This is a genomic window from Kitasatospora sp. NEAU-69 (genome assembly GCF_057158765.1).
The window spans coordinates 258,568-276,163 of record NZ_JBWXUE010000001.1; the positions used below are offsets into that span (position 1 = coordinate 258,568).

Here is a 17,596-nt window from a genome sequence, read left to right on the forward strand (position 1 = left end):
GCACGGTGCAGGTTCGGCCCGGCTCGGGTTCAGCCCAGCTCAGCTTCAGCCCAGCGCACGGACCAGCGCGGCGGCCAGCTTCGGGTCCTGGACGCGCTGGTGGCGCTCGCCGCTGAACAGGTCCAGCGCGCCGGTGCGGGCGTCGCGGAGGTGCACGATCATCGGCTCGCTGTGCTGGGTGTCCGGTGCGGGTGCGGTGTCGTCCGCGCCGGCGTCCGCACCGGGCTCGTCGCGGGGGGCGGTGCGGGTGGCGGCGTCGGCGGGGCCGGCGAGCGCACCGGAGGCCAGGGTCACGGCGAGCCCGGCGGCGCCGACGGCGGCCGCCTGGCGCATCAGGCCACGACGGGAGAGGCCGTCGGACGGTGTGTCAGCCGCGGGAGTGTCCAGGGACATAAAAGTTCCTCCGAAGATGGAATGGACGGCGCGCCGCCCGCTCAGCCTGACCTGCCGCAGATGAAAAGTGGCCGACCCCGATCCGGACGGCATCCACATCGACTTCGTGCCAGGCGGGAGGTGTGGTGAAAAGTGACGGCCGTTGCCGCAGGAACTGGTGGGCGGTCACCGGAAGTGAAATGGCGGCGGAATGTCGAGTCAAGGCGACACGCATCCGGCTGCCGCCGGCTGCCGCTCGGTCGGCTCAACTGCGTTGCAGGTCAGCGGCGCTGTACTCGCCCGTCCGAGCGAACCTGCACCTTGGCCGGTCGGTGGACCCATCCGGTAGGCGGCGGGCGACGAATCAGCAGCAGCCGGGATGTCGGCCGTCACCCCGGCTCTTTCGGCGTGCCTGGAAATCGGGGTGTTTTTTGGAATGTGCCAGTGGAGCACGGACATGGAGGTGCGTACCCGGGCGCGGGGGGAGTCGACATTTCGCGCCCGGGTACGCACCGGCTCGGGGCGGCCGGTCGGACCGCGTTCAGACGTTCAGACGTTCAGACCTGCAGACGGTCGGATGTTTCGGACGGTCAGACGTTCAGACCGTCAACAGGGCCGGGCTCGCGGCCTTGTCCGTCGGCAGGAAGTCGTCCGGCACGGGGTACTGGCCGAGTGCGTAGTTGAGGATCGCGGCGTGCATCGCCTCGACCGGCGCGATGCTCGCGGCGGTCGCGATCCCGGCCGGGCTGGTCACGTTGTAGGTCGCGAACAGGTAGGTCTGCGCGGCCTGCTCCTCCAGCGTCAGCGCCAGCTTGGCGACGTCGGCGACACTGGCGGCCTTGCCCAGCGCGGCCAGGGTGGCGGGCTGGTTGGACAGCGGCACGTCGGTGATGGCCGGCTTGCCCGCACTGGTGAGGACCGCGTTCCACGCCTTCGCGTGGTCGGCGTGCTGGGCCATCGCGGTGGTCACGAAGGTGGCCACGGCCGGCGGCACCGCGCCGAGCTTGCCGCCCTTGGCCGCGTCGAGCGCCGCCTGGTAGGCGCCGACGGCCTGGTTCTCCAGCGCGGTGGCCAGCGCGACGACCTTCAGGTCGCCGGTGTACTGACTGCTCGCCCCGGCGGACGCGCTAGCGCCGCCGGCCGCGACCGGCGAGCCGGCAGCGCCGGACGAGGAGGAGGTGTTGCTGCTCGACTTGCTGCTGCTGGAACACGCCGCCAGCGTCAGCGCGACCGCGGCGCCGCCCGCGCCGAGCAGGAAGCCGCGCCGCCCGCGGTCGCGCGGCGCACCGGCCCGGCGGGCGCGGATCTCCTCGGTGAGGTCCAGCGCGTTCGCCCGCATCGCGGGCAGCGTGTCCTCGTGGGCCTCCCGCAGGTCCCGGGTGAGACGGGTGAGTTGAGCCTCGCTGATGGGAAGTTCCCAGTCGCCCTTGGAGGTTGTCACTTCACGGCCCCTTCGGTGATCGGCGAAGCGCTGTCGGTCCGGTAGAAGGAGTCGGGGAACCCGACGCTGCCGGCCGCCGCGGGCAGCTTCGCCGGGTCCACCGGGATCGTGATCAGGCCGGCCGCGTTGCCCGCGAGCAGCGCCTGCACCGCGAGCAGCGTCGCCCGGTGCTGTGCCTCCACCGGCGCCACGGAGGCGAAGAGCTTGCGCAGGTCGGCATTGGAGACCTGGGTGACGTTCCTGATGTACGTCTGCGCGGCGACGTCCTCCAGCGTGATGGCCAGCTTGACCACGTCCGCCGGGCCCTGGATGGTCGGCAGCGCCTGATCGACGACCGCCTTGTACTTCGGGTCCGGTCCGGTCTGCGCCTGGCCGCCGGCCTGGGTGGCGGCGGCGTTGAACGCCTGCGCGTGCGCCTGGTGTTGCGTGGTGGTCTTCGCGATGAACGCCGCCACCGTCGCGTTGCCGTTCTTGATGAACGGCAGCCCGGCGGCGGTCTGGTAGACGCTCACCGCCAGGTTCTCGATCGACGCGGCGGTCTGCAGCGCCATGATGTCGTCCGCCATCGAGCCGGTTCCGGCTGCGGACGCCGACGGCGAGGCCGAGTCGGCGAACGCGCGGGCGCCGCCGAGCAGCGCGGCCATCCCGGCGGCGCCCGCCAGCAGGCCGCCGCGCTGCCACCAGCGGCGCCGGCCCGGCTCGTTCGCCTGTCCGAAGTCGATCAGCGCGCGGTGCGTGATGCGCAGCGCATCGCTGTTCAAGTCCTCTGACTGCTCGGTGAGTTCTTCGAGCAGCCGGGTGTCGATGTGCTCTGTGGCCATCATGTCCCGTCTCGGGTCGGGAGCCCGCCGTTGCCGCGAGCCCGTACGCGGTGCATTCGGTGTGGCGGGTGGGGCGGATTGGCCGATCGGCCGGGCAATTCCGTTGTTCACCCGGGAGAGTGACGGACGGTCAGGATCGGGATCGGGATCCGGGTCATCGGCTCGGCTCCGGGCGGGTGAGGAGGATCTGCTGGACGTCGAGGTAGCCGGTGCGGAAACCCGCCTCGGAGTAGGCGAGATAGAGCTCCCACATCCGCCGGAAGACCTGGTCGAAGCCGAGTTCGGCGACCGCCGCGTGCTGTCCGGTGAACCGCTCGCGCCACAGTCGCAGCGTCTCGGCGTAGTGCGGGCCGTAGCCGTGGCAGGCCGCGACGCGCAGGCCGGTGTGCCGGGCGGCGGTCTCCCGGACGGCCCGGACGGACGGGATCTGACCGCCGGGGAAGATGTACTTGAGGATCCAGGTGTAGGTCGCGCTGCTCGCGAGCATCCGCTCGTGCGGCATGGTGATCGCCTGCACCGCGACCCGCCCGCCGGGGGCGAGCACCCGGTCGATGGTCCGGAAGTAGGCCGGCCAGAACGGGCGGCCGACCGCCTCGATCATCTCCACGCTGACCACCGCGTCGTACTCGCCCTCGGCCGCGCGGTAGTCGCACAGCCGGACCTCGGCGCGGTCCGCGTGGCCGGCCTCGTGGATCCGGCGGCGGGCCAGCGCCAGTTGCTCCTCGGAGAGCGTGAGGCTGACCACCCGGGCGCCGCGCGCGGCGGCCCGCAACGCGAGTTCGCCCCAGCCGGTGCCGATCTCCAGCACCCGGCTGCCCGGCCCGACATGGGCCAGGTCGAGCAGCCGGTCGATCTTGCGGTGCTGGGCGTCGGCCAGGTTCTCCCAGCTGCCGACGGGCCGGTGCTCGCCGTCGGTCGGGAAGACGGCTGCGGAGTACGTCATGGTGGCGTCGAGGAAGAGCGCGAACAGCTCGTTGGACAGGTCGTAGTGGCGGCGGATGTTGGTCCGCGCGTTGTCGGTGGTGCTCAACTCCGCGGCAGGCGGCCGCCGGACGTACAGCCGGCGCAGCCACTGCGCGCCGGTCGGCACCAGGGTCTCGGGCGCGGTGGCCAGTTCGGTGAGCAGCGCGACCAGGTCGGGGGAGTCCCAGTCGCCGGCCTGGTAGGACTCGCCGAAGCCGATCAGCCCGCTCTCGCCGATCCGGTGGAAGAACGCGTCGGGTCGGTGCAGGCGCAGCACCGGGACGCCGTCCGGGCCGGGCACTAGGGCCTGTCCGGACGATCTTGCCGGGCGCGCGACGCCGGGCATCCCGCCTGGACGCACCGGCGAATCATCCAAGTACGGCCCAGTACGAGGACGATCCGCCGGCACGCCCAGCCGGGCGCCCAACGCCGCGCGCTGATCCGACAAGATCGTCCGGACAGGCCCTAGCCGCCGCCCGTCCGGCAGTTCGATCCGTAGCCCGCGACGGCGGGCGATCCGGCGCAGCAGCCGGGCCGCCACGCCCGCGCGCAGTGGGACGCAGGGCACCCGGGCGACGTCGGGCCAGTGCATCGGGTCCACCGCCTGGTCCGGCACTGCCGTGGCCGCCGGGGCGGTCACGGCGCGACCGTCCCGAGCCCGAGCCCGAGCCCGAGCAGCGCGTGCGCGGCCTGGAGGCCGGACCGGCAGCCGTCCTCGTGGAACCCCCAGCCGTGGTAGGCGCCCGCGAACGCCGTTCGGGCGGTGGCGAGTTCGGGAAGCCTGGCCTGGGCGGCGACGCTCTCGCGGGTGTAGACCGGGTGTTCGTAGACCGTGCGGGAGACCACGTGTTCGGCCGCGATCGGCCGGGCCGGGTCCTCGCCCAGCGTCACCAGGTACTGCTCGGCGGTGTCCAGGCCGAGCAGCCGGTTCAGGTGGTAACTGACCTGCACGCTCTCGGCCGTGTCGGCGCAACTGGCCATCCGGTAGTTCCACGAGGCGCGGGCCCGGGGTGCGCGCGGCAGCCGGGAGGCGTCGCGGTGCAGCACGGTCGGGTTGCGCGAGTAGCGGAACGCGCCGAGCACCTCGCGCTCGGCGCGGGTCGGGTCGGCGAGCAGCCGCAGCGCCTGGTCGGCGTGGGTGGCGATCACCACGCCGTCGGCCTCGGTGTGTCGGCCGTCCGTGGTGACCACCGACACGCCGTCGGTGTGCCGCCGCACGGCCCGCACCGGCGCGGCGCGGTGGACGGCGGTCAGCCGCTCGGCGATCCGCTCCACGTACGTCCGCGAGCCGCCCACCACCGTCCGCCAGGCCGGCGAGCCGGTGACGCCGAGCATGCCGTGGTTGGCGAGGAACGCGAACAGGTAGCGGGCCGGGTAGTCGCCGGCGAGATCCGGTGCGCAGGACCAGACCGCGGAGACCACCGGGGTCATGAAGTGGGCGACGAAGTACCGGGAGAAGCCGCCGGCCGTCAGGAACGCCCGCAGAGTGGGATCGCCGGCCGCCGGATCGGCCAGCAGCCGGCGCGCCGACCGGTGGAAGCGCGGCACCTCCGCGAGCAGCCGCAGGTAGCGTCCGCGCAGCACCGCGCCCGGCTGGGCGAGCAGTCCGGCCGGGCCGCGGGCACCCGCGTACTCCAGGCCGCAGCCCTCGCACCGGACCGACATGCTCATCTCGCTCGCCCGGGTCTCGACGCCGAGCTCCCGGAACAGCTCGATCAGCCGCGGGTAGGTGCGTTCGTTGTGTACCAGGAATCCGGTGTCCAGCGCCACCGCGCGGCCGTCCGCGCCGACGACCTGCTGCGTGTGCGCGTGCCCGCCGAGTCGGCCGTCCGCCTCGAACAGCTCCACCGCGACTCCCGATCGCTGGAGCTGGAACGCGGCGGTCAGGCCTGCCACCCCGGCGCCGATCACGGCCACTCTGCGATGAGCTCCGGCCGACCGGCGAGCAGGGCCCGCCGGGGTGTGCCAGGCGGTTCCAGACATGGACACGAGTGCGCTCCTCTGATCCGTCACGATCCGTCACGCCTGGCCGGCCTGCGGTTCGGGCCGTGCCTCTCGGCGTTCACTGGCGGTTCGGAGCGCGGCGCCGGGCGGATTGCTTCGAACGGGGAACGGGCACGGGGCATGCGCTCGGGGAATGGGCGCTGTCCGGATCCGGGGCGACCCGGCGTCAGCTGAACGGCACCAGCATCAGCGGCTGCCCACTCGGGTGTTGCGAGCCGCCGGCCGGTTCGACCGTCACGCCGACGCCCGCCGCGTGCCGGATCCGCCCGTCCAGCAGCAGCGCCCCGGACGAGGCGGGCAGCAGACCGGCCGGACGCATCGTGCCGGCGTCGTCGAACCACAACTCGTAGGTGGTGCCCGGGGAGAGCTTCGGCAGCCCGGTGGCCAGGAAGCCCGCCTCGCCCCGATCCTGCGACCAGACGACCGTGCCGGTGCTCGTACCGTTGCCCGAGCCGAGGTGCGCCGTCGCGGTCCGGGCGTCGGGCGCCGCGAGCAGCTCGGCCAGTCGGGCTTGCTGCTGCTGCAACTGCTCGGCCCGTACGGTCGCGTGGTGCGCGTCCTGCTGCTGCTGGATCGCGAGGCCGCCCAGCCCCGCCGCCGCGGCGACCGAGGCCGCGAGCGCGAACCTCGCCCAGCGCCGGGCCAGTCGGCCGCGCCGGACGCGCCGGCCGGTCGCCGGGTCGACGGTCGTGGTCAGCGGTGCCAGTTGGCGCACGGTGGACGTCGCCGCCAGCACCCGCGCCTTCAGCCCCGGGGGCGGTGACACGGCCTCCCCCGCGCCGAACCGCGCCAGCGTCGCCTCGAACCCCCGGACCTCCAGCGCGCAGGACTCGCACTGTCGCAGATGCCGCTCGAACGCCGCGCACTCCGCCTCGTCGAGGGCGTGCGCCGCGTAGGCACCGGTCAGCGTGTGCAGATCGGCCGTGACCGTCATGGCGTCACCCGGTCCACCGCGCGCCGGTGCGCCATGGTCAGCACCCACGGCATCACCTCGCCGCGCTCCGGCTGGTAGCGGGCGGCGGTGCGCCAGAGCTCCAGCATCACCTCCTGCGTCACCTCGTCCGACTGCGCCGGGTCCCGCAGCACCCGCCGGACCAGCCGGACCAGCCCGAACACCGGCCCGGCCACCGCCTCGTACAGGTGACCGAAGGCGTCTTGGTCCCCGAAGGCCACCTTGGTGATCAGCTCCCGCAGATCCGGCCCCCGCCGTTGCGGGGCCGCCAGGTGCACCACGGCGTTCACCGGCCCGCCCTCCCAAGGCCCGGACGGCAGGTACGCATGGAGACCTCCTGGAGGAACGCGGGCGGGAACGCGCGGTGAAGCGCGCGGACGACCTCCATTCGGAGCGCCGGGTACCGCGGATTGGCCGGAAGATCGCGAAGCTGCGGCCCGGCCCGGCCCGGCCCGGCCCGGCCCGGCCCGGCCCGGCCCGGCCCGGGTGGCCGGCCGATCGCCGTCGAGGACACCTGCTCGCGGTGAGGCCGCTGAGCAGCGTCGTAGCCTTGACGGTAGGACTGAGCGTCTGCCCGCACGGTGCCCCGGCTCCCGGCTGGGGGCCCAGTGCGGTGCCTGGTACGCCAGGGCGCTGCGCTCCCGTCCCGGCCCGGCAGAGCAGGCGCGTGCGCCCGAGGCGAGCATCGGAACGCGTCCGGCCGCGCGCGGGCGGGTCACCCCGTGCGGGTGAGGGTCCGGCCTGTTCCGGTCGCCGGAACGGGTCCGGTGGCGCCCGCCACGGGCGCCGGGCGAGGGCCGAGGCCGAGGCCGAAGGAGCGCGGTGATGACGGAGTACGACACCGAGAAGCCGCAGGGCAGCGGGAAGCCACCTGGCAGCAAGGAGCAGCAGTGGTGGCGCGGCCGCCGGTTCGTGACGCTGGTGCTGGTGGCCGTCGCGGTCGTCCTCATCGCGGAGAACACGGCGAGCGTGCGGATCCGGCTGATCATCCCGGTGGTCACGATGCCGCTCTGGGCGGCCCTGCTGATCGCCTGGGCGATCGGCGCGGCCACCGGCTGGTTCGTCGCGCGGCGCCGCGGTTGAACCGCGCTGCGATTCGTAGCTCCGCCCGCCCGCCGCAGCCTGGTTGACTGACGGGATGGCGGATGACGAGAGCGAGCCGGACCCGCGCTTCACGCTCGCCAACGAACGTACGTTCCTGGCCTGGAGCCGTACCGCGCTGGCCCTGGTGGCGGCCGGGCTGGCGATCAGTCAGCTGCTGCCGCCGTTCCCGGGTATCGACTGGGGGCGCCGGGCGCTGGGCGTGCCGCTGATCGTGCTCGGCGCGGTCGTCGCGGTGGTCGGCTACCTCGACTGGACGTGCGCGCAGCGTGCGCTGCGGCGCGGCAGGCCGCTGCCGCGCACCCGGCTGCCGCAGCTGCTGACCGTGGTGGTGGCGGCCGAATGCCTGCTCGCCGCCGCGCTGGTGGTCGTCGCCCCGGGCGACCGGGGATGACCGGCCCGCCGGGGGAGCCGATGTCGGGGGAGCCGACGCCGGGGGAGCCGTCCGCGCGGATTCCGGAGGAGCTGGAGGACCTCGATCCGGGCCTCGCCGCCGAGCGCACCCGGCTGGCCTGGCTGCGCACCACCGTGTCCTTCGCCGCCGTGAGCGTCGGGGTGCTGAAGCTCGATCCGATCGCCGGCATTCCGCTGGTCGTCATGGCGTTCGGCGTCCTGGCCGTGCAGCCGGGGAGCCGGGCGGACGGGCCGCCGCTCCGCAGCGCACGCGCACGCCCTCACGCACGCCCTCGTGCGCTGGGCTTCATCGCCCTGACGATCGTCGCGACGGCCCTGGTCGCGCTCGGCGTCTGCCTCACGGCCGACGGCCACGGCCACGGGCTCACCCGGCACGAGGACGGCTCCGCAGCGCGCTCCCCGGCGCTCGTCCCGCCTGCCTGATCGCCCCGCCCGACCGGCTTGCCGCCGCCCGGGTGGCGCGCGAAGCTCGAAGGGCAACGCCCGACGCGCGCACCAGTGCACCCCGGGCCTCCTACCCCTGAGCAGGCACGATGGCCCACAGCTCGGCCGACCTGCCGCCGACCGCCGCAGCCGGTGGCGCGGCGACGGACGCGCCACCCCCGCCGCGCGTGCTGATCCCGAACGGTGACCCGGTGCTCGCCGCCCGTTTCACCGTGCCGACGCTCCCGGACACCTTCGTGCACCGGCCCCGCCTCACCGAGCGCCTGTCGGCCGGCCTGGGCAGCCCGCTGCTGCTCGTCAACGGCGCGGCGGGCGCCGGAAAGACGCTGCTCGTGGCGGACTGGCTCCGGGCGACCGGGGCGACCGGGGCGACCGGGGCGACGGGGGCGGCCGGTCGCGGCCCGGTGGCCTGGCTGACCGTCGAGCGCGAGGACAACGCGCCGGGCGTCTTCTGGGCCTACGTGCTGGAGGCGCTGCGCCACCACGGCATCGAGCTGCCCGCCGACATCGGCCGTCCGGTCCGCGCCGACCAGGTGGACCCCTCGCTGCTGGCCCGCCTCGCGGCGCACCTGGCCCGGCGGCCCGAGCCGGTCCTGCTGGTGCTCGACGAGTTCGAGCGGGTCGGCGCCGCCGAGGTGGCCGCCGGGCTGCACGGCCTGCTGCGGCACGCCGGTCCGGGCCTGCGGCTGCTCGTCATCAGCCGAACGGAGCCGCTGCTCCCGCTGCACCGCTATCGCGCCGCCGGCCGGATCACCGAGATCCGTGGCGCCGAGCTCGCCTTCACCACCGAGGAGGCCGCGGTGCTGCTGGGCCGGCACCGGCTCTCGCTGGCGGCCGACAGCGTCCGGGCGCTGACCGAGCACGCCGAGGGCTGGGCCGCCGGGCTGCGGCTGAGCGCGCTCGCGATCCAGCAGGCGGCCGACCCGGAGCTGTTCCTCAAGGAGTTCGAGGCGGGCCGCAGCACGATCGCCGACTACCTGCTCGCGGAGGTGCTCGACACGCAGTCCGTCGAGACACAGGACCTGCTGCTCCGGACCAGCATCCTGCAGCGGACCCACCCCGAGCTGGCGAACGCGCTCACCGGGCGGCGCGACGCCGAGCGGATCCTGGACGAGTTACAGCACGCGAACGCGTTCATCGAGCCGATCGGGCACTCCTGGTACCGGCACCACGCGCTGTTCGCCGAGATCCTCCAAGTCCACCTGCACGCCCGGCACCCGGGGCTGGACGTCGAGCTGCACCGCCGCGCGGCCCGGTGGCTGAGCGAGGCCGGCCGGCTCGCCGAGGCGCTGCCGCACGCCGCCGCGGCCGGCGACTGGGAGTACGCGGCGGAGCGGTTCGTCGATGATCTGGCCATCGGACAGCTCTTCACCGGCCTCGGCTCCGCACGGCTGGACCGGTTCTTCGCGGGCATGGCCGCCGAGGCCGCCGGTCCGGCCCCGGAGCTGGTCCGCGCCGCGCGCTCGCTGGCCCGGTGCGACGTCCGCAGGGGGCTGGCGCAGCTGCGCCACGCCGACGAGTGGCTCGCCCGAGACGGCCCCGGCGGTGCGTCGGCCGATGCGCGCGCCGATGCGCCGGGCGATGCACCTGCCGATGCCCTGGAGGATGCCCCGGACGACGCCTCAGCCGATGCGCCTGGCGATGCGCCTGCCGCCCGGCTGAGCGCGGCGTTCCTGCACGTGGTCGCGGCCCGGTTGCTCGGGCGGGCCGAGCAGGCCGAGGCCGCCGCCGCGACCGCCGAGCGGCTGCGCGCGTCGATCCCGCCCGAGTGGTTCGCGGCGCACCCGGAGCTGCCCGCGCTGCTGCACGGCAACCTCGGCTCCGCGCTGCTCCGGGCAGGCCGGTTCGCTGCCGCCCGAACCGCGCTGACCCTGGCCCTGCAGGTCGGCGAAGGCCCCGCGAGCGCCATGCCGAGGCATGAATCGCTCAGCGAGCTCGCGTTGATCGACTACCTGTCCGGCTGGCCGGGCCGGGCGGCCGAACGCGCTCGGCAGGCGCTCACCGAGGCCGAGCGGTGCGGCCTGGCGCCGTCCTCGCACACCGGGATCGGACAGCTCGTGCTGGCCGCCGTCGCGATCGATCGCGACGACCTGCCGAGCGCACGGACGGCCCTCGGCCGGGCGGTTGCGTCCGCTGCGTCCGCTGCGTCCGCCGCCTCCGCCGCGTCCGCGTCCGCTGCCGCACGGCACGACCCGATCCTGATCGCCGGTCTCGCCATCCTCAGCTCCCGCCTGCTGCTCGCCGAGGGGAACCCGGGCGCGGCGCTCGACGTGCTCGATGCACTCGGCGGGGCCTACACGGCCGATGGCGCCTGCGCACCATGGGCAGCCGAGCGGATCGCGCTGGCCCGCTCCGCCGCGCACCTGGCGGCCGGCGACCCCCGGCGCGCCGCGCGGGACCTGGAGCGGCTGCGCGGCACCGGCCCCGAGAGCGCCGTCGCCTCGGCGCGGGCCGAGCTGGCCGCCGGGTATGGCCGGGCGGCGCTGCGGATCCTGGACGCGCTCCCGCCGGACACCGGTGCCGGCCCTGCGGTGGCCGTCCCGGCGCTGCTGGCCAGAGCGCAGCTCGCCGACGTGCTGGGCGACGAGCCCGCAGCGAGCCGACTGCTCGCCCGAGCCCTCGCCGCCGCCCGCCCCGAGCACCTGCGCCGTCCCTTCCGGGAGGCCGGCCCGTGGCTGCGCCGGCTGTTGCGCGACCGCCCGGCGCTCGCGCGTGGCCACGGCTGGCTGCCGCTCGAACTGGTGGCCGCACCGCCAAGGCGGGCAGCAGCTACGGCAGCGGGGACGCCGTCCGGGGCGCCGTCGGGGGCAAGCCTCGAAGCCCGGCCCACCGGTGGGCCGACCGGACCGCCCGTCGCGCCCGTCGCGCCCGTCGCGCCCGTCGAGCCGCTCAGCGATCGCGAGCGCCAAGTGCTGGAGCGGGTGGCCCAGCTGATGTCCACCGGAGAGATCGCGGCCGACCTGTGCCTGTCCGTCAACACGGTCAAGACCCACCTGAAGAGCATCAACCGCAAGCTCTCCGCCAGCCGCCGCGGCGAAGCCGTGCGCCGCGCCCGGCAGCTGAAGCTGCTCTGAGCCGGACAGGCCGGGTCCCGTCACCTCCTTCTGCTCGGCCACGCACGCCATGCACGCACTCTCGCCGCACCTGGCGCTGCCGAGCCGCTCTGTGGGCGAACGAAGGAGGCATGACGGCTGGCCCCGGGCAACGTCACCTCGGCCGGGTGATGGCATCCGGCGCGCAACCGAGCAGCATGGGCAGCAGGGCCTGTCCGGTCGGGCGGCCGCCCTGGCTACGCTGTCCGGGCTCCGTCGGGGCACCCGGCCGAAGGCGGGGGAGCCGCGCGCTGATCCGGCAGGATCGCCCGGACACGGCCCCAGGTAGCGAGAGAAGCCTGCTCATGCGGTACGAGATCCGGGTCGCCGGGGTCATGTCGGAGATGACGCTTCGCGAGGCGTTCCCCGGGCTGGAGAGCTTCGTGCTGTCGAACCAGACGGTGCTCTTCGGCCCGGTCACCGACGACGCCCAGCTGTACGGCCTGCTCGCCCGCTTCCAGTCCCTCGGGCTGCGGGTCGTCGAGATGCGCCAGCTGCCCGACGACGACCGCTGACCGCCCGCGCCGGTTTCACCCGCCGGGGGTGGCCGCCGAGACGACCGGAATCTGACCTTCAGCTCAGCTCAGCCTGCCGCGCTCTCCTGCGCGATCATCGCGATCAGCCCGGACCGGCCGTCCTCTGTCAGTCGCCGCCGCTGGCGCTCGGCTCCGTTGCCCTCCCGGAGCAGGCGGTGGACCAGTGGAACCACGGCCCGGGTGTCGCCGAGTTCGTCCAGCACCGGCGCGAGGTAGGCCAGCATGTCGCCGACCAGATCGCCGGCCGGGCGGGACAGTCCGCTGCGGGGTTCGTGCAGGGTGCCGGACAGCCCGTACCGGGCCGCGTGCCAGCCGGCCCCTTCCAGGCTTTCCGGTGCCCGGTCGGGCAGCGGGTGTCCGCCGTCGTGCTCTCGCAGCATGGTGACCACCAGCGCGCGGACCAGTCCGGCCAGCATCACCGCTTCGTCCGCCCGCAGCTGGACGTCCATCGCGCGCAGCTCGATGGTCGGGAAGCGCGCCGACAGGCGGGCCTGCCAGTACAGTTGCCCGCGGTCGCGGATCAGCTTGGCATCGAGCAGGTGGACGATCCGGCGCTCGTAGTCCTCGGCGTCCGCGAAATGCGGCGGAATGCCGCTGATCGGCCAGCGGCCGAAGACCACGGTGCGCCAGCTCGCGTAGCCGGTGTCGGAGCCGTACCAGAGTGGGGAGTTGGCGGACAGCGCGGTCAGGACCGGCAGCCAGCCGCGCAGCCGGTTGAGCACCGCGATGCCGGCCTGCGGATCCGGGATGGCCACGTGCACGTGCATGCCGTTGATCAGAGCTTCGTCCGCCAGCCGCGAGACGGCCCGGCTGATCGAGTGGTAGCGCGGTGCGTCGGTGATCGCCGGCGGAGTGGCCCGCGCGTAGGGCGCGGTGCCACAGGCGGCCAGCCGGCAGCCGGCCCCCTCTGCGGCGGCGGCCAGCGCGTGGCGCAGGCGCAGCAGGTGGCCACCGACCTCGGCCAGCTCACGACAGACCGGGGTGGCGATCTCCACCTGTGCCTGGAGCAGCTCGTTCTGCAACTCGGCGTGGTCGACCGCGGGGTGCAGCCCGGCCGCCTTGCGCACCGGCTCGACCAGGGGCAGCGGAAGACCGCTCTCGGGGTCGAGCAGCAGGTACTCCTCCTCGACTCCGACGGTCGGGGGTTCCGCGGCTCTCGACGGCACGTGCGTCAGTCCTTCACGACCTGGTAGATGCCGTAGATCACTCCCGGTACGTGGCCCAGCAACTGGAGCAGGAACGCCCAGAGCACCTTGATGCTCGGGCCGTCCTTGATCAGTACCGCGAGCCACGGCAGGATGAAGCAGAGCAGGACGAGAAGGACCTTGACCATGGCCGTGCCCACTTTCTCGTGTTCCGGCGCTTTGATTCCAGGACGTTCCTTCATCCTCCCACTGCGGACCGCCGCCGAGCACCCCCGCGGTGCGCACTGTCCGCACTGGTGCCGTCCCGATCGCGCCGGGCGCCGCTCAGCCCGCGGTGGGAGCGCCGGCCACGCGGCGCTCGCCGCCGTTGCGTTCCTGCCAGAACCGGTACACCTCGACCGCGGCGTCACGGGCCTCGTGGCGCATGGGCAGTCGCCGCTCGGGGCGGGCGGTCAGGATCGACCTGCGACCCGAGCGGCGCGGCCGGTCACAGGTGTGGGATGACGGCGGAGCCGTAGGCGTCGATGGTCGCCTCGATCGCGTCGTGCATCGCGTAGACCGCGAACTGGTCAACCCCCAGCTCGCGCAGCTTTTCGAGCTTCGCGAGCTGCGCCGCGGGCGGGCCGATCAGGCAGAAGCGGTCGACGATCTCGTCCGGCACGAAGGCCGTGTCCGGGTTGCCGGCCCGGCCGTGGTGGGAGTAGTCGTAGCCCTCGCGGCCCTTGATGTAGTCGGTCAGCGCCTCCGGGACCAGGTCCGAGTGCTCGCCGTAGTGCGTCACCAGGTCGGCCACGTGGTTGCCCACCATGCCGCCGAACCAGCGGCACTGCTCGCGCGCGTGCGCGAGTGCCTCCGGGGAGTCGTCCGCCGTGACGTACGCGGGCGCGGCCACGCAGATGGTGACCGAGGCCGGGTCGCGTCCGGCCTCGGCGGCCGCCTTCCGGACCGCCCTGATCATGAACTCGGTCAGGTAGGGATCGGCCAACTGCAGGATGAAGCCGTCGGCCTGACGGCCAGTCAGCGCGAGCGCCTTCGGGCCGTACGCGCCCATCCAGATCGGCAGCCGGCTCTCCCGCACCCAGGGCAGCTGCACCTCGGTGCCGTCCAGCTCGGCGGTGCGGCCCTCGGCGAGCTCCTTGATCACGTGCATCGCCTCGCTGAGCCGGGCCAGCGTGGCCGGGTGGCGGCCGGCCACCCGCATCGCGGAGTCGCCGCGCCCGATGCCGCAGACGGTCCGGTTGCCGAACATCTCGTTGAGCGTGGCGAAGAGCGAGGCGGTCACCTCCCAGGTCCGGGTGGACGGGTTGGTGACCATCGGGCCGACCGTCAACCTCTCGGTCTGGGAGAGGATCTGACTGTAGATCACGAACGGTTCCTGCCAGAGCACGCAGGAGTCGAAGGTCCAGCCGTGGCTGAATCCGGCCGACTCGGCGCGGCGCATCCGCTCGACCAGGAGCCGGCCGGGCGGATCGGTCTGCAGGACGAGTCCGATGTCCATGAGTAACCACCGTTTCGCTATGCGGTCAGAGGTGCTGTTCAGAGGTACTGGCAGGTGTCCCGCTTCAGGAACTGCCCGTGCCCCGCCCGGCCCACCCAGCGTCCCTCGTCCAGCACCACCGTGCCGCGCGAGAGGACCGTGCGGACCTGGCCGGTCACCTGCCGGCCTTCGTAGGCCGAGTAGTCGACGTTCATGTGGTGGGTGGCCGCCGAGATCGTCTGGACGGCGGCCGGGTCGTAGATCACCACGTCGGCGTCGGCGCCCGGCGCGATGGTGCCCTTGCGCGGGTAGAGGCCGAACATCCGGGCCGGGGTGGCGCAGGCGATCTCGATCCAGCGGCGCAGCGAGATCCTGCCCTCGACCACCGCCTGGTGCAGCAGGTCCATCCGGTTCTCCACGCCCGGCAGGCCGTTCGGGATCTTCGAGAAGTCGCCGCGGCCCAGCTCCTTCTGGCCGACGAAGCAGAACGGGCAGTGGTCGGTGGAGACCACCTGGAGGTCGTTGGTGCGCAGGCCGCGCCAGAGCACGTCCTGGTGCTCGCGCGGGCGCAGCGGCGTGGAGCAGACGTACTTGGCGCCCTCGAAGCCCGGCTCGGCCAGGTTGTCGGTGGAGAGGAAGAGGTACTGCGGACAGGTCTCGCCGAAGACCGGCAGGCCCTGGTCCCGGGCGGTGGTGAGCTCGGCCAGCGCGGCGGCCGCCGAGACGTGCACGACGTACAGCGGTGCGCCGGCCACCTGGGCCAGCTTGATCGCCCGGTGTGTCGCCTCGGCCTCCAGCAACTCCCGCCGCACTTCGCCGTGGTAGCGCGGATCGGTGTGCCCGGCCGCCAGTGCCTGCTCGACCAGCACGTCGATCGCCAATCCGTTCTCGGCGTGCATCATGATCAGCCCGCCGCTCGCCGCGCCGCGCTGCATCGCGCGCAGGATGCGGCCGTCGTCGCTGTAGAAGACGCCGGGGTAGGCCATGAAGAGCTTGAACGAGGTGGACTCGCCGGACTCGGTGAGCAGTTCCAGCTCCTTCAGCACCGGCTCGGTGACGTCCGAGACGATGGTGTGGAAGCCGTAGTCGATCGCGCAGTTGCCCTCGGCCTTGGCGTGCCAGGCGTCCAGACCCTCGCGCAGCGCACCGCCGACCGGCTGCACCGCGAAGTCCACGATCGTCGTGGTGCCGCCCCAGGCGGCGGCCCGGGTGCCGGTCTCGAAGGTGTCCGAGGCGCTGGTGCCGCCGAACGGCAGCTCCATGTGCGTGTGCGCGTCGACGCCGCCCGGCAGCACGTACCGGCCGGTCGCGTCGAGCACCGTCTCGGCCTGCCAACTCGCGGCCGTGGCACTGCCGGTGGCGGCGAGTGCGACGATCTGCTGATCCTCGATCAGCACGTCGGCGAGCATCTCCTCGGCGGCGGTGATCACCAGGCCGCCGCGGATCAGGATCCGGCTCATGCGCTCGCTCCCTGCTCGTCTGCGTCCGTGCCCTGCTGGTCTGCGTCCGCTCCCTGCTCGGCTGCTTCCGCTGCCCGCTCGTCACCGGCCCGGCGCAGCGCCTGGATCAGCAGGTCGGCGCCCTCGTGCGCCTCCGCCTCGGTGAGCGAGAGCGGCGGCGCGATCCGCAGCGCGTCCCCGTTCCGGCCGCCCTTGCCGATCAACAGGCCGAGCTCACGGGCGTGTTCGAGGGTCGCCGTGGCAGCGGCGGCGTCGGTCAGCGCGAGACCGATCATCAGGCCGCGGCCGCGCAGCTCGCGCACGACGGGCAGCTCCGGCGAGGCGTCGGCGAGCCGGTCGTGCAGCACCGCGCCGATCCGTCGGGCGTTGCCCTGGAGGTCGTGGTCCAGCAGGTGGCGCAGGTTGGCGAGCGCGGCCGCGGTGGTGACCGGGCTGCCGCCGAAGGTGGAGATCGAGTTGGCGCCCAGGCAGTCCATCACCTCGGCGCGGGCCACCACCCCGCCCATCGACATGCCGTTGGCGATCCCCTTGGCGAAGGTCAGGATGTCCGGCGGCCCGGCCTGGCCGTGCGCCTGCCAGCCCCAGAAGTGGTCGCCGGTGCGCCCCCAGCCGGTCTGCACCTCGTCGCTGATCCACAGGATGCCGTGCCGGTCGAGCACCCGCTTGAAGGCGGCGAGCAGCCCGTCCGGTCCGTGGGTGAAGCCGCCGACGCCCTGGATCGGTTCGGCGATCAGCGCGGCGACCGTGCCCTGGGCCTGGCCCAGCATGTCCTCCAGGTCGGCGGTGCAGGCGTCGATGAACTGATCGTCCGTCAGATGCGCGTAGTGGCCGGTGTCACGGACTCCGCCGTGCACGTACAGCGTCTGCAGGGGCGAGAGACTGGTCGGCGACCAGGCGGAGTTGCCGGTGATCCCGACGGTGGAGAACGAGCGGCCGTGGTAGCTGTTGCGCAGCGCGAGCACCTGGTTGGAGCGGCGGTAGGTGGTGGCGAGCAGCAGCGCGGTGTCGTTCGCCTCGGTGCCGGAGGTCGCGAAGAACACCTTGGCGTCCGGGATCCCCGACAATTCGGCGATCTGCTCGGCGAGTTCGACCATGGCGCTGGAGAGGTAGAGGGTCGAGCTGTGCAGGATCCGGCCGGCCTGCCCGGCCACCGCCTCGGCCACCTCGGGCAGCGCGTGCGCGGTCATGGTGGTCAGGATGCCGCCGAAGAAGTCGAGATAGCGCTTCCCGGCGGAGTCCCAGACGTACCGGCCCTCGCCGTGGGTGAGCTCGATCGGCTCGTTGTAGTAGACGGCGAGCCAGCCGGGCAGCACCGCCCGGTGACGCTCGCGCAGCTTGGCGGGATCGATCAGGCTCTTCTGAGTACTCGTCATA

The 17,596-nt window shown here is 73.6% G+C and carries 16 protein-coding genes and 1 pseudogene; 5 read left to right on the forward strand and 12 right to left on the reverse strand.

What is annotated here, in order from left to right:
* Positions 1-45: 45 nt before the first annotated feature.
* The 7 genes and pseudogenes from AC060L_RS01055 to AC060L_RS01085 all read right to left on the reverse strand — a co-directional run.
* The gene (locus AC060L_RS01055) at positions 46-393 is read right to left on the reverse strand and encodes a hypothetical protein (RefSeq protein WP_483796272.1); all 348 of its coding nucleotides are present in this window, start codon (positions 391-393) and stop codon (positions 46-48) included.
* Between the two features lie 577 nt (positions 394-970).
* A complete protein-coding gene (locus AC060L_RS01060) occupies positions 971-1,813 on the reverse strand; it encodes a ferritin-like domain-containing protein (protein WP_483796273.1) in 843 nt (280 codons plus the stop codon).
* The gene (locus AC060L_RS01065) at positions 1,810-2,637 is read right to left on the reverse strand and encodes a ferritin-like domain-containing protein (RefSeq protein ID WP_483796274.1); all 828 of its coding nucleotides are present in this window, start codon (positions 2,635-2,637) and stop codon (positions 1,810-1,812) included. Before AC060L_RS01065 ends, AC060L_RS01060 begins: the two co-directional genes overlap by 4 nt.
* 151 nt (positions 2,638-2,788) lie before the next feature.
* Positions 2,789-4,189, reverse strand: a complete 1,401-nt coding sequence (locus tag AC060L_RS01070) for a class I SAM-dependent methyltransferase (protein ID WP_483796600.1) — start codon at positions 4,187-4,189, stop codon at positions 2,789-2,791.
* 44 nt (positions 4,190-4,233) lie between these two features.
* Entirely contained in the window at positions 4,234-5,580 is a 1,347-nt protein-coding gene (locus tag AC060L_RS01075; RefSeq protein ID WP_483796602.1) for an NAD(P)/FAD-dependent oxidoreductase, read from the reverse strand.
* 187 nt (positions 5,581-5,767) lie between these two features.
* Positions 5,768-6,535: an anti-sigma factor gene (locus AC060L_RS01080; protein ID WP_483796276.1), complete on the reverse strand. Its 768-nt coding sequence runs from the start codon at positions 6,533-6,535 to the stop codon at positions 5,768-5,770.
* A gap of 5 nt (positions 6,536-6,540) precedes the next feature.
* Positions 6,541-6,843, reverse strand: a pseudogene (locus AC060L_RS01085) (sigma factor); the annotation flags it as partial.
* Positions 6,844-7,378: 535 nt separating this feature from the next.
* Between AC060L_RS01085 and AC060L_RS01090 the strand changes: the two are divergent.
* The 5 genes from AC060L_RS01090 (at position 7,379) to AC060L_RS01110 (ending at position 12,119) form a co-directional block, all read left to right on the forward strand.
* Complete coding sequence (locus AC060L_RS01090; protein ID WP_483796277.1) at positions 7,379-7,636, forward strand: LapA family protein; 258 nt, start codon at positions 7,379-7,381, stop codon at positions 7,634-7,636.
* Positions 7,637-7,691: 55 nt separating this feature from the next.
* On the forward strand, positions 7,692-8,048 hold the full coding sequence (locus tag AC060L_RS01095) for a YidH family protein (protein WP_483796279.1): 357 nt from the start codon (positions 7,692-7,694) through the stop codon (positions 8,046-8,048).
* Between the two features lie 20 nt (positions 8,049-8,068).
* Entirely contained in the window at positions 8,069-8,491 is a 423-nt protein-coding gene (locus tag AC060L_RS01100) for a DUF202 domain-containing protein (RefSeq protein WP_483796280.1), read from the forward strand.
* A 110-nt stretch (positions 8,492-8,601) separates the two neighbouring features.
* Positions 8,602-11,586 (forward strand): winged helix-turn-helix domain-containing protein, encoded by a 2,985-nt coding sequence (locus tag AC060L_RS01105; RefSeq protein WP_483796282.1) that lies wholly within the window; start codon positions 8,602-8,604, stop codon positions 11,584-11,586.
* A gap of 323 nt (positions 11,587-11,909) precedes the next feature.
* Positions 11,910-12,119, forward strand: coding sequence for a hypothetical protein (locus tag AC060L_RS01110; RefSeq protein WP_483796283.1), 210 nt, complete (start codon positions 11,910-11,912; stop codon positions 12,117-12,119).
* Between the two features lie 68 nt (positions 12,120-12,187).
* Here the strand turns inward: AC060L_RS01110 and AC060L_RS01115 are convergent, their stop codons facing one another.
* The 5 genes from AC060L_RS01115 to AC060L_RS01135 form a co-directional block, all read right to left on the reverse strand.
* Positions 12,188-13,306, reverse strand: a complete 1,119-nt coding sequence (locus AC060L_RS01115) for a carboxylate-amine ligase (protein WP_483796285.1) — start codon at positions 13,304-13,306, stop codon at positions 12,188-12,190.
* Positions 13,307-13,311: 5 nt separating this feature from the next.
* Positions 13,312-13,473 (reverse strand): YqaE/Pmp3 family membrane protein, encoded by a 162-nt coding sequence (locus AC060L_RS01120; protein WP_483796287.1) that lies wholly within the window; start codon positions 13,471-13,473, stop codon positions 13,312-13,314.
* Between the two features lie 299 nt (positions 13,474-13,772).
* Positions 13,773-14,783 (reverse strand): TIGR03842 family LLM class F420-dependent oxidoreductase, encoded by a 1,011-nt coding sequence (locus AC060L_RS01125; RefSeq protein WP_483796288.1) that lies wholly within the window; start codon positions 14,781-14,783, stop codon positions 13,773-13,775.
* Between the two features lie 38 nt (positions 14,784-14,821).
* Positions 14,822-16,222 (reverse strand): dihydropyrimidinase, encoded by a 1,401-nt coding sequence (gene hydA / locus AC060L_RS01130; protein ID WP_483796290.1) that lies wholly within the window; start codon positions 16,220-16,222, stop codon positions 14,822-14,824.
* Positions 16,219-17,595 carry an aspartate aminotransferase family protein gene (locus tag AC060L_RS01135; RefSeq protein WP_483796291.1) on the reverse strand — a complete coding sequence of 459 codons (1,377 nt, stop codon included), beginning with the start codon at positions 17,593-17,595 and terminating at the stop codon, positions 16,219-16,221. Before AC060L_RS01135 ends, hydA begins: the two co-directional genes overlap by 4 nt.
* Between the last annotated feature and the right edge of the window lies 1 nt (position 17,596).

What these genes read in the sequence shown, in the direction of transcription:
- AC060L_RS01080 (WP_483796276.1), bottom strand. Translation starts at nt 6,535, where the DNA reads ATGACGGTCACGGCCGATCTGCACACGCTGACCGGTGCCTACGCGGCG.
- AC060L_RS01070 (WP_483796600.1), bottom strand. Translation starts at nt 4,189, where the DNA reads ATGCACTGGCCCGACGTCGCCCGGGTGCCCTGCGTCCCACTGCGCGCG.
- AC060L_RS01105 (WP_483796282.1), top strand. Translation starts at nt 8,602, where the DNA reads ATGGCCCACAGCTCGGCCGACCTGCCGCCGACCGCCGCAGCCGGTGGC.
- AC060L_RS01100 (WP_483796280.1), top strand. Translation starts at nt 8,069, where the DNA reads ATGTCGGGGGAGCCGACGCCGGGGGAGCCGTCCGCGCGGATTCCGGAG.
- AC060L_RS01095 (WP_483796279.1), top strand. Translation starts at nt 7,692, where the DNA reads ATGGCGGATGACGAGAGCGAGCCGGACCCGCGCTTCACGCTCGCCAAC.
- hydA (WP_483796290.1), bottom strand. Translation starts at nt 16,222, where the DNA reads ATGAGCCGGATCCTGATCCGCGGCGGCCTGGTGATCACCGCCGCCGAG.
- AC060L_RS01125 (WP_483796288.1), bottom strand. Translation starts at nt 14,783, where the DNA reads ATGGACATCGGACTCGTCCTGCAGACCGATCCGCCCGGCCGGCTCCTG.
- AC060L_RS01055 (WP_483796272.1), bottom strand. Translation starts at nt 393, where the DNA reads ATGTCCCTGGACACTCCCGCGGCTGACACACCGTCCGACGGCCTCTCC.
- AC060L_RS01110 (WP_483796283.1), top strand. Translation starts at nt 11,910, where the DNA reads ATGCGGTACGAGATCCGGGTCGCCGGGGTCATGTCGGAGATGACGCTT.
- AC060L_RS01135 (WP_483796291.1), bottom strand. Translation starts at nt 17,595, where the DNA reads ATGACGAGTACTCAGAAGAGCCTGATCGATCCCGCCAAGCTGCGCGAG.
- AC060L_RS01120 (WP_483796287.1), bottom strand. Translation starts at nt 13,473, where the DNA reads ATGGTCAAGGTCCTTCTCGTCCTGCTCTGCTTCATCCTGCCGTGGCTC.
- AC060L_RS01065 (WP_483796274.1), bottom strand. Translation starts at nt 2,637, where the DNA reads ATGATGGCCACAGAGCACATCGACACCCGGCTGCTCGAAGAACTCACC.
- AC060L_RS01090 (WP_483796277.1), top strand. Translation starts at nt 7,379, where the DNA reads ATGACGGAGTACGACACCGAGAAGCCGCAGGGCAGCGGGAAGCCACCT.
- AC060L_RS01075 (WP_483796602.1), bottom strand. Translation starts at nt 5,580, where the DNA reads ATGTCTGGAACCGCCTGGCACACCCCGGCGGGCCCTGCTCGCCGGTCG.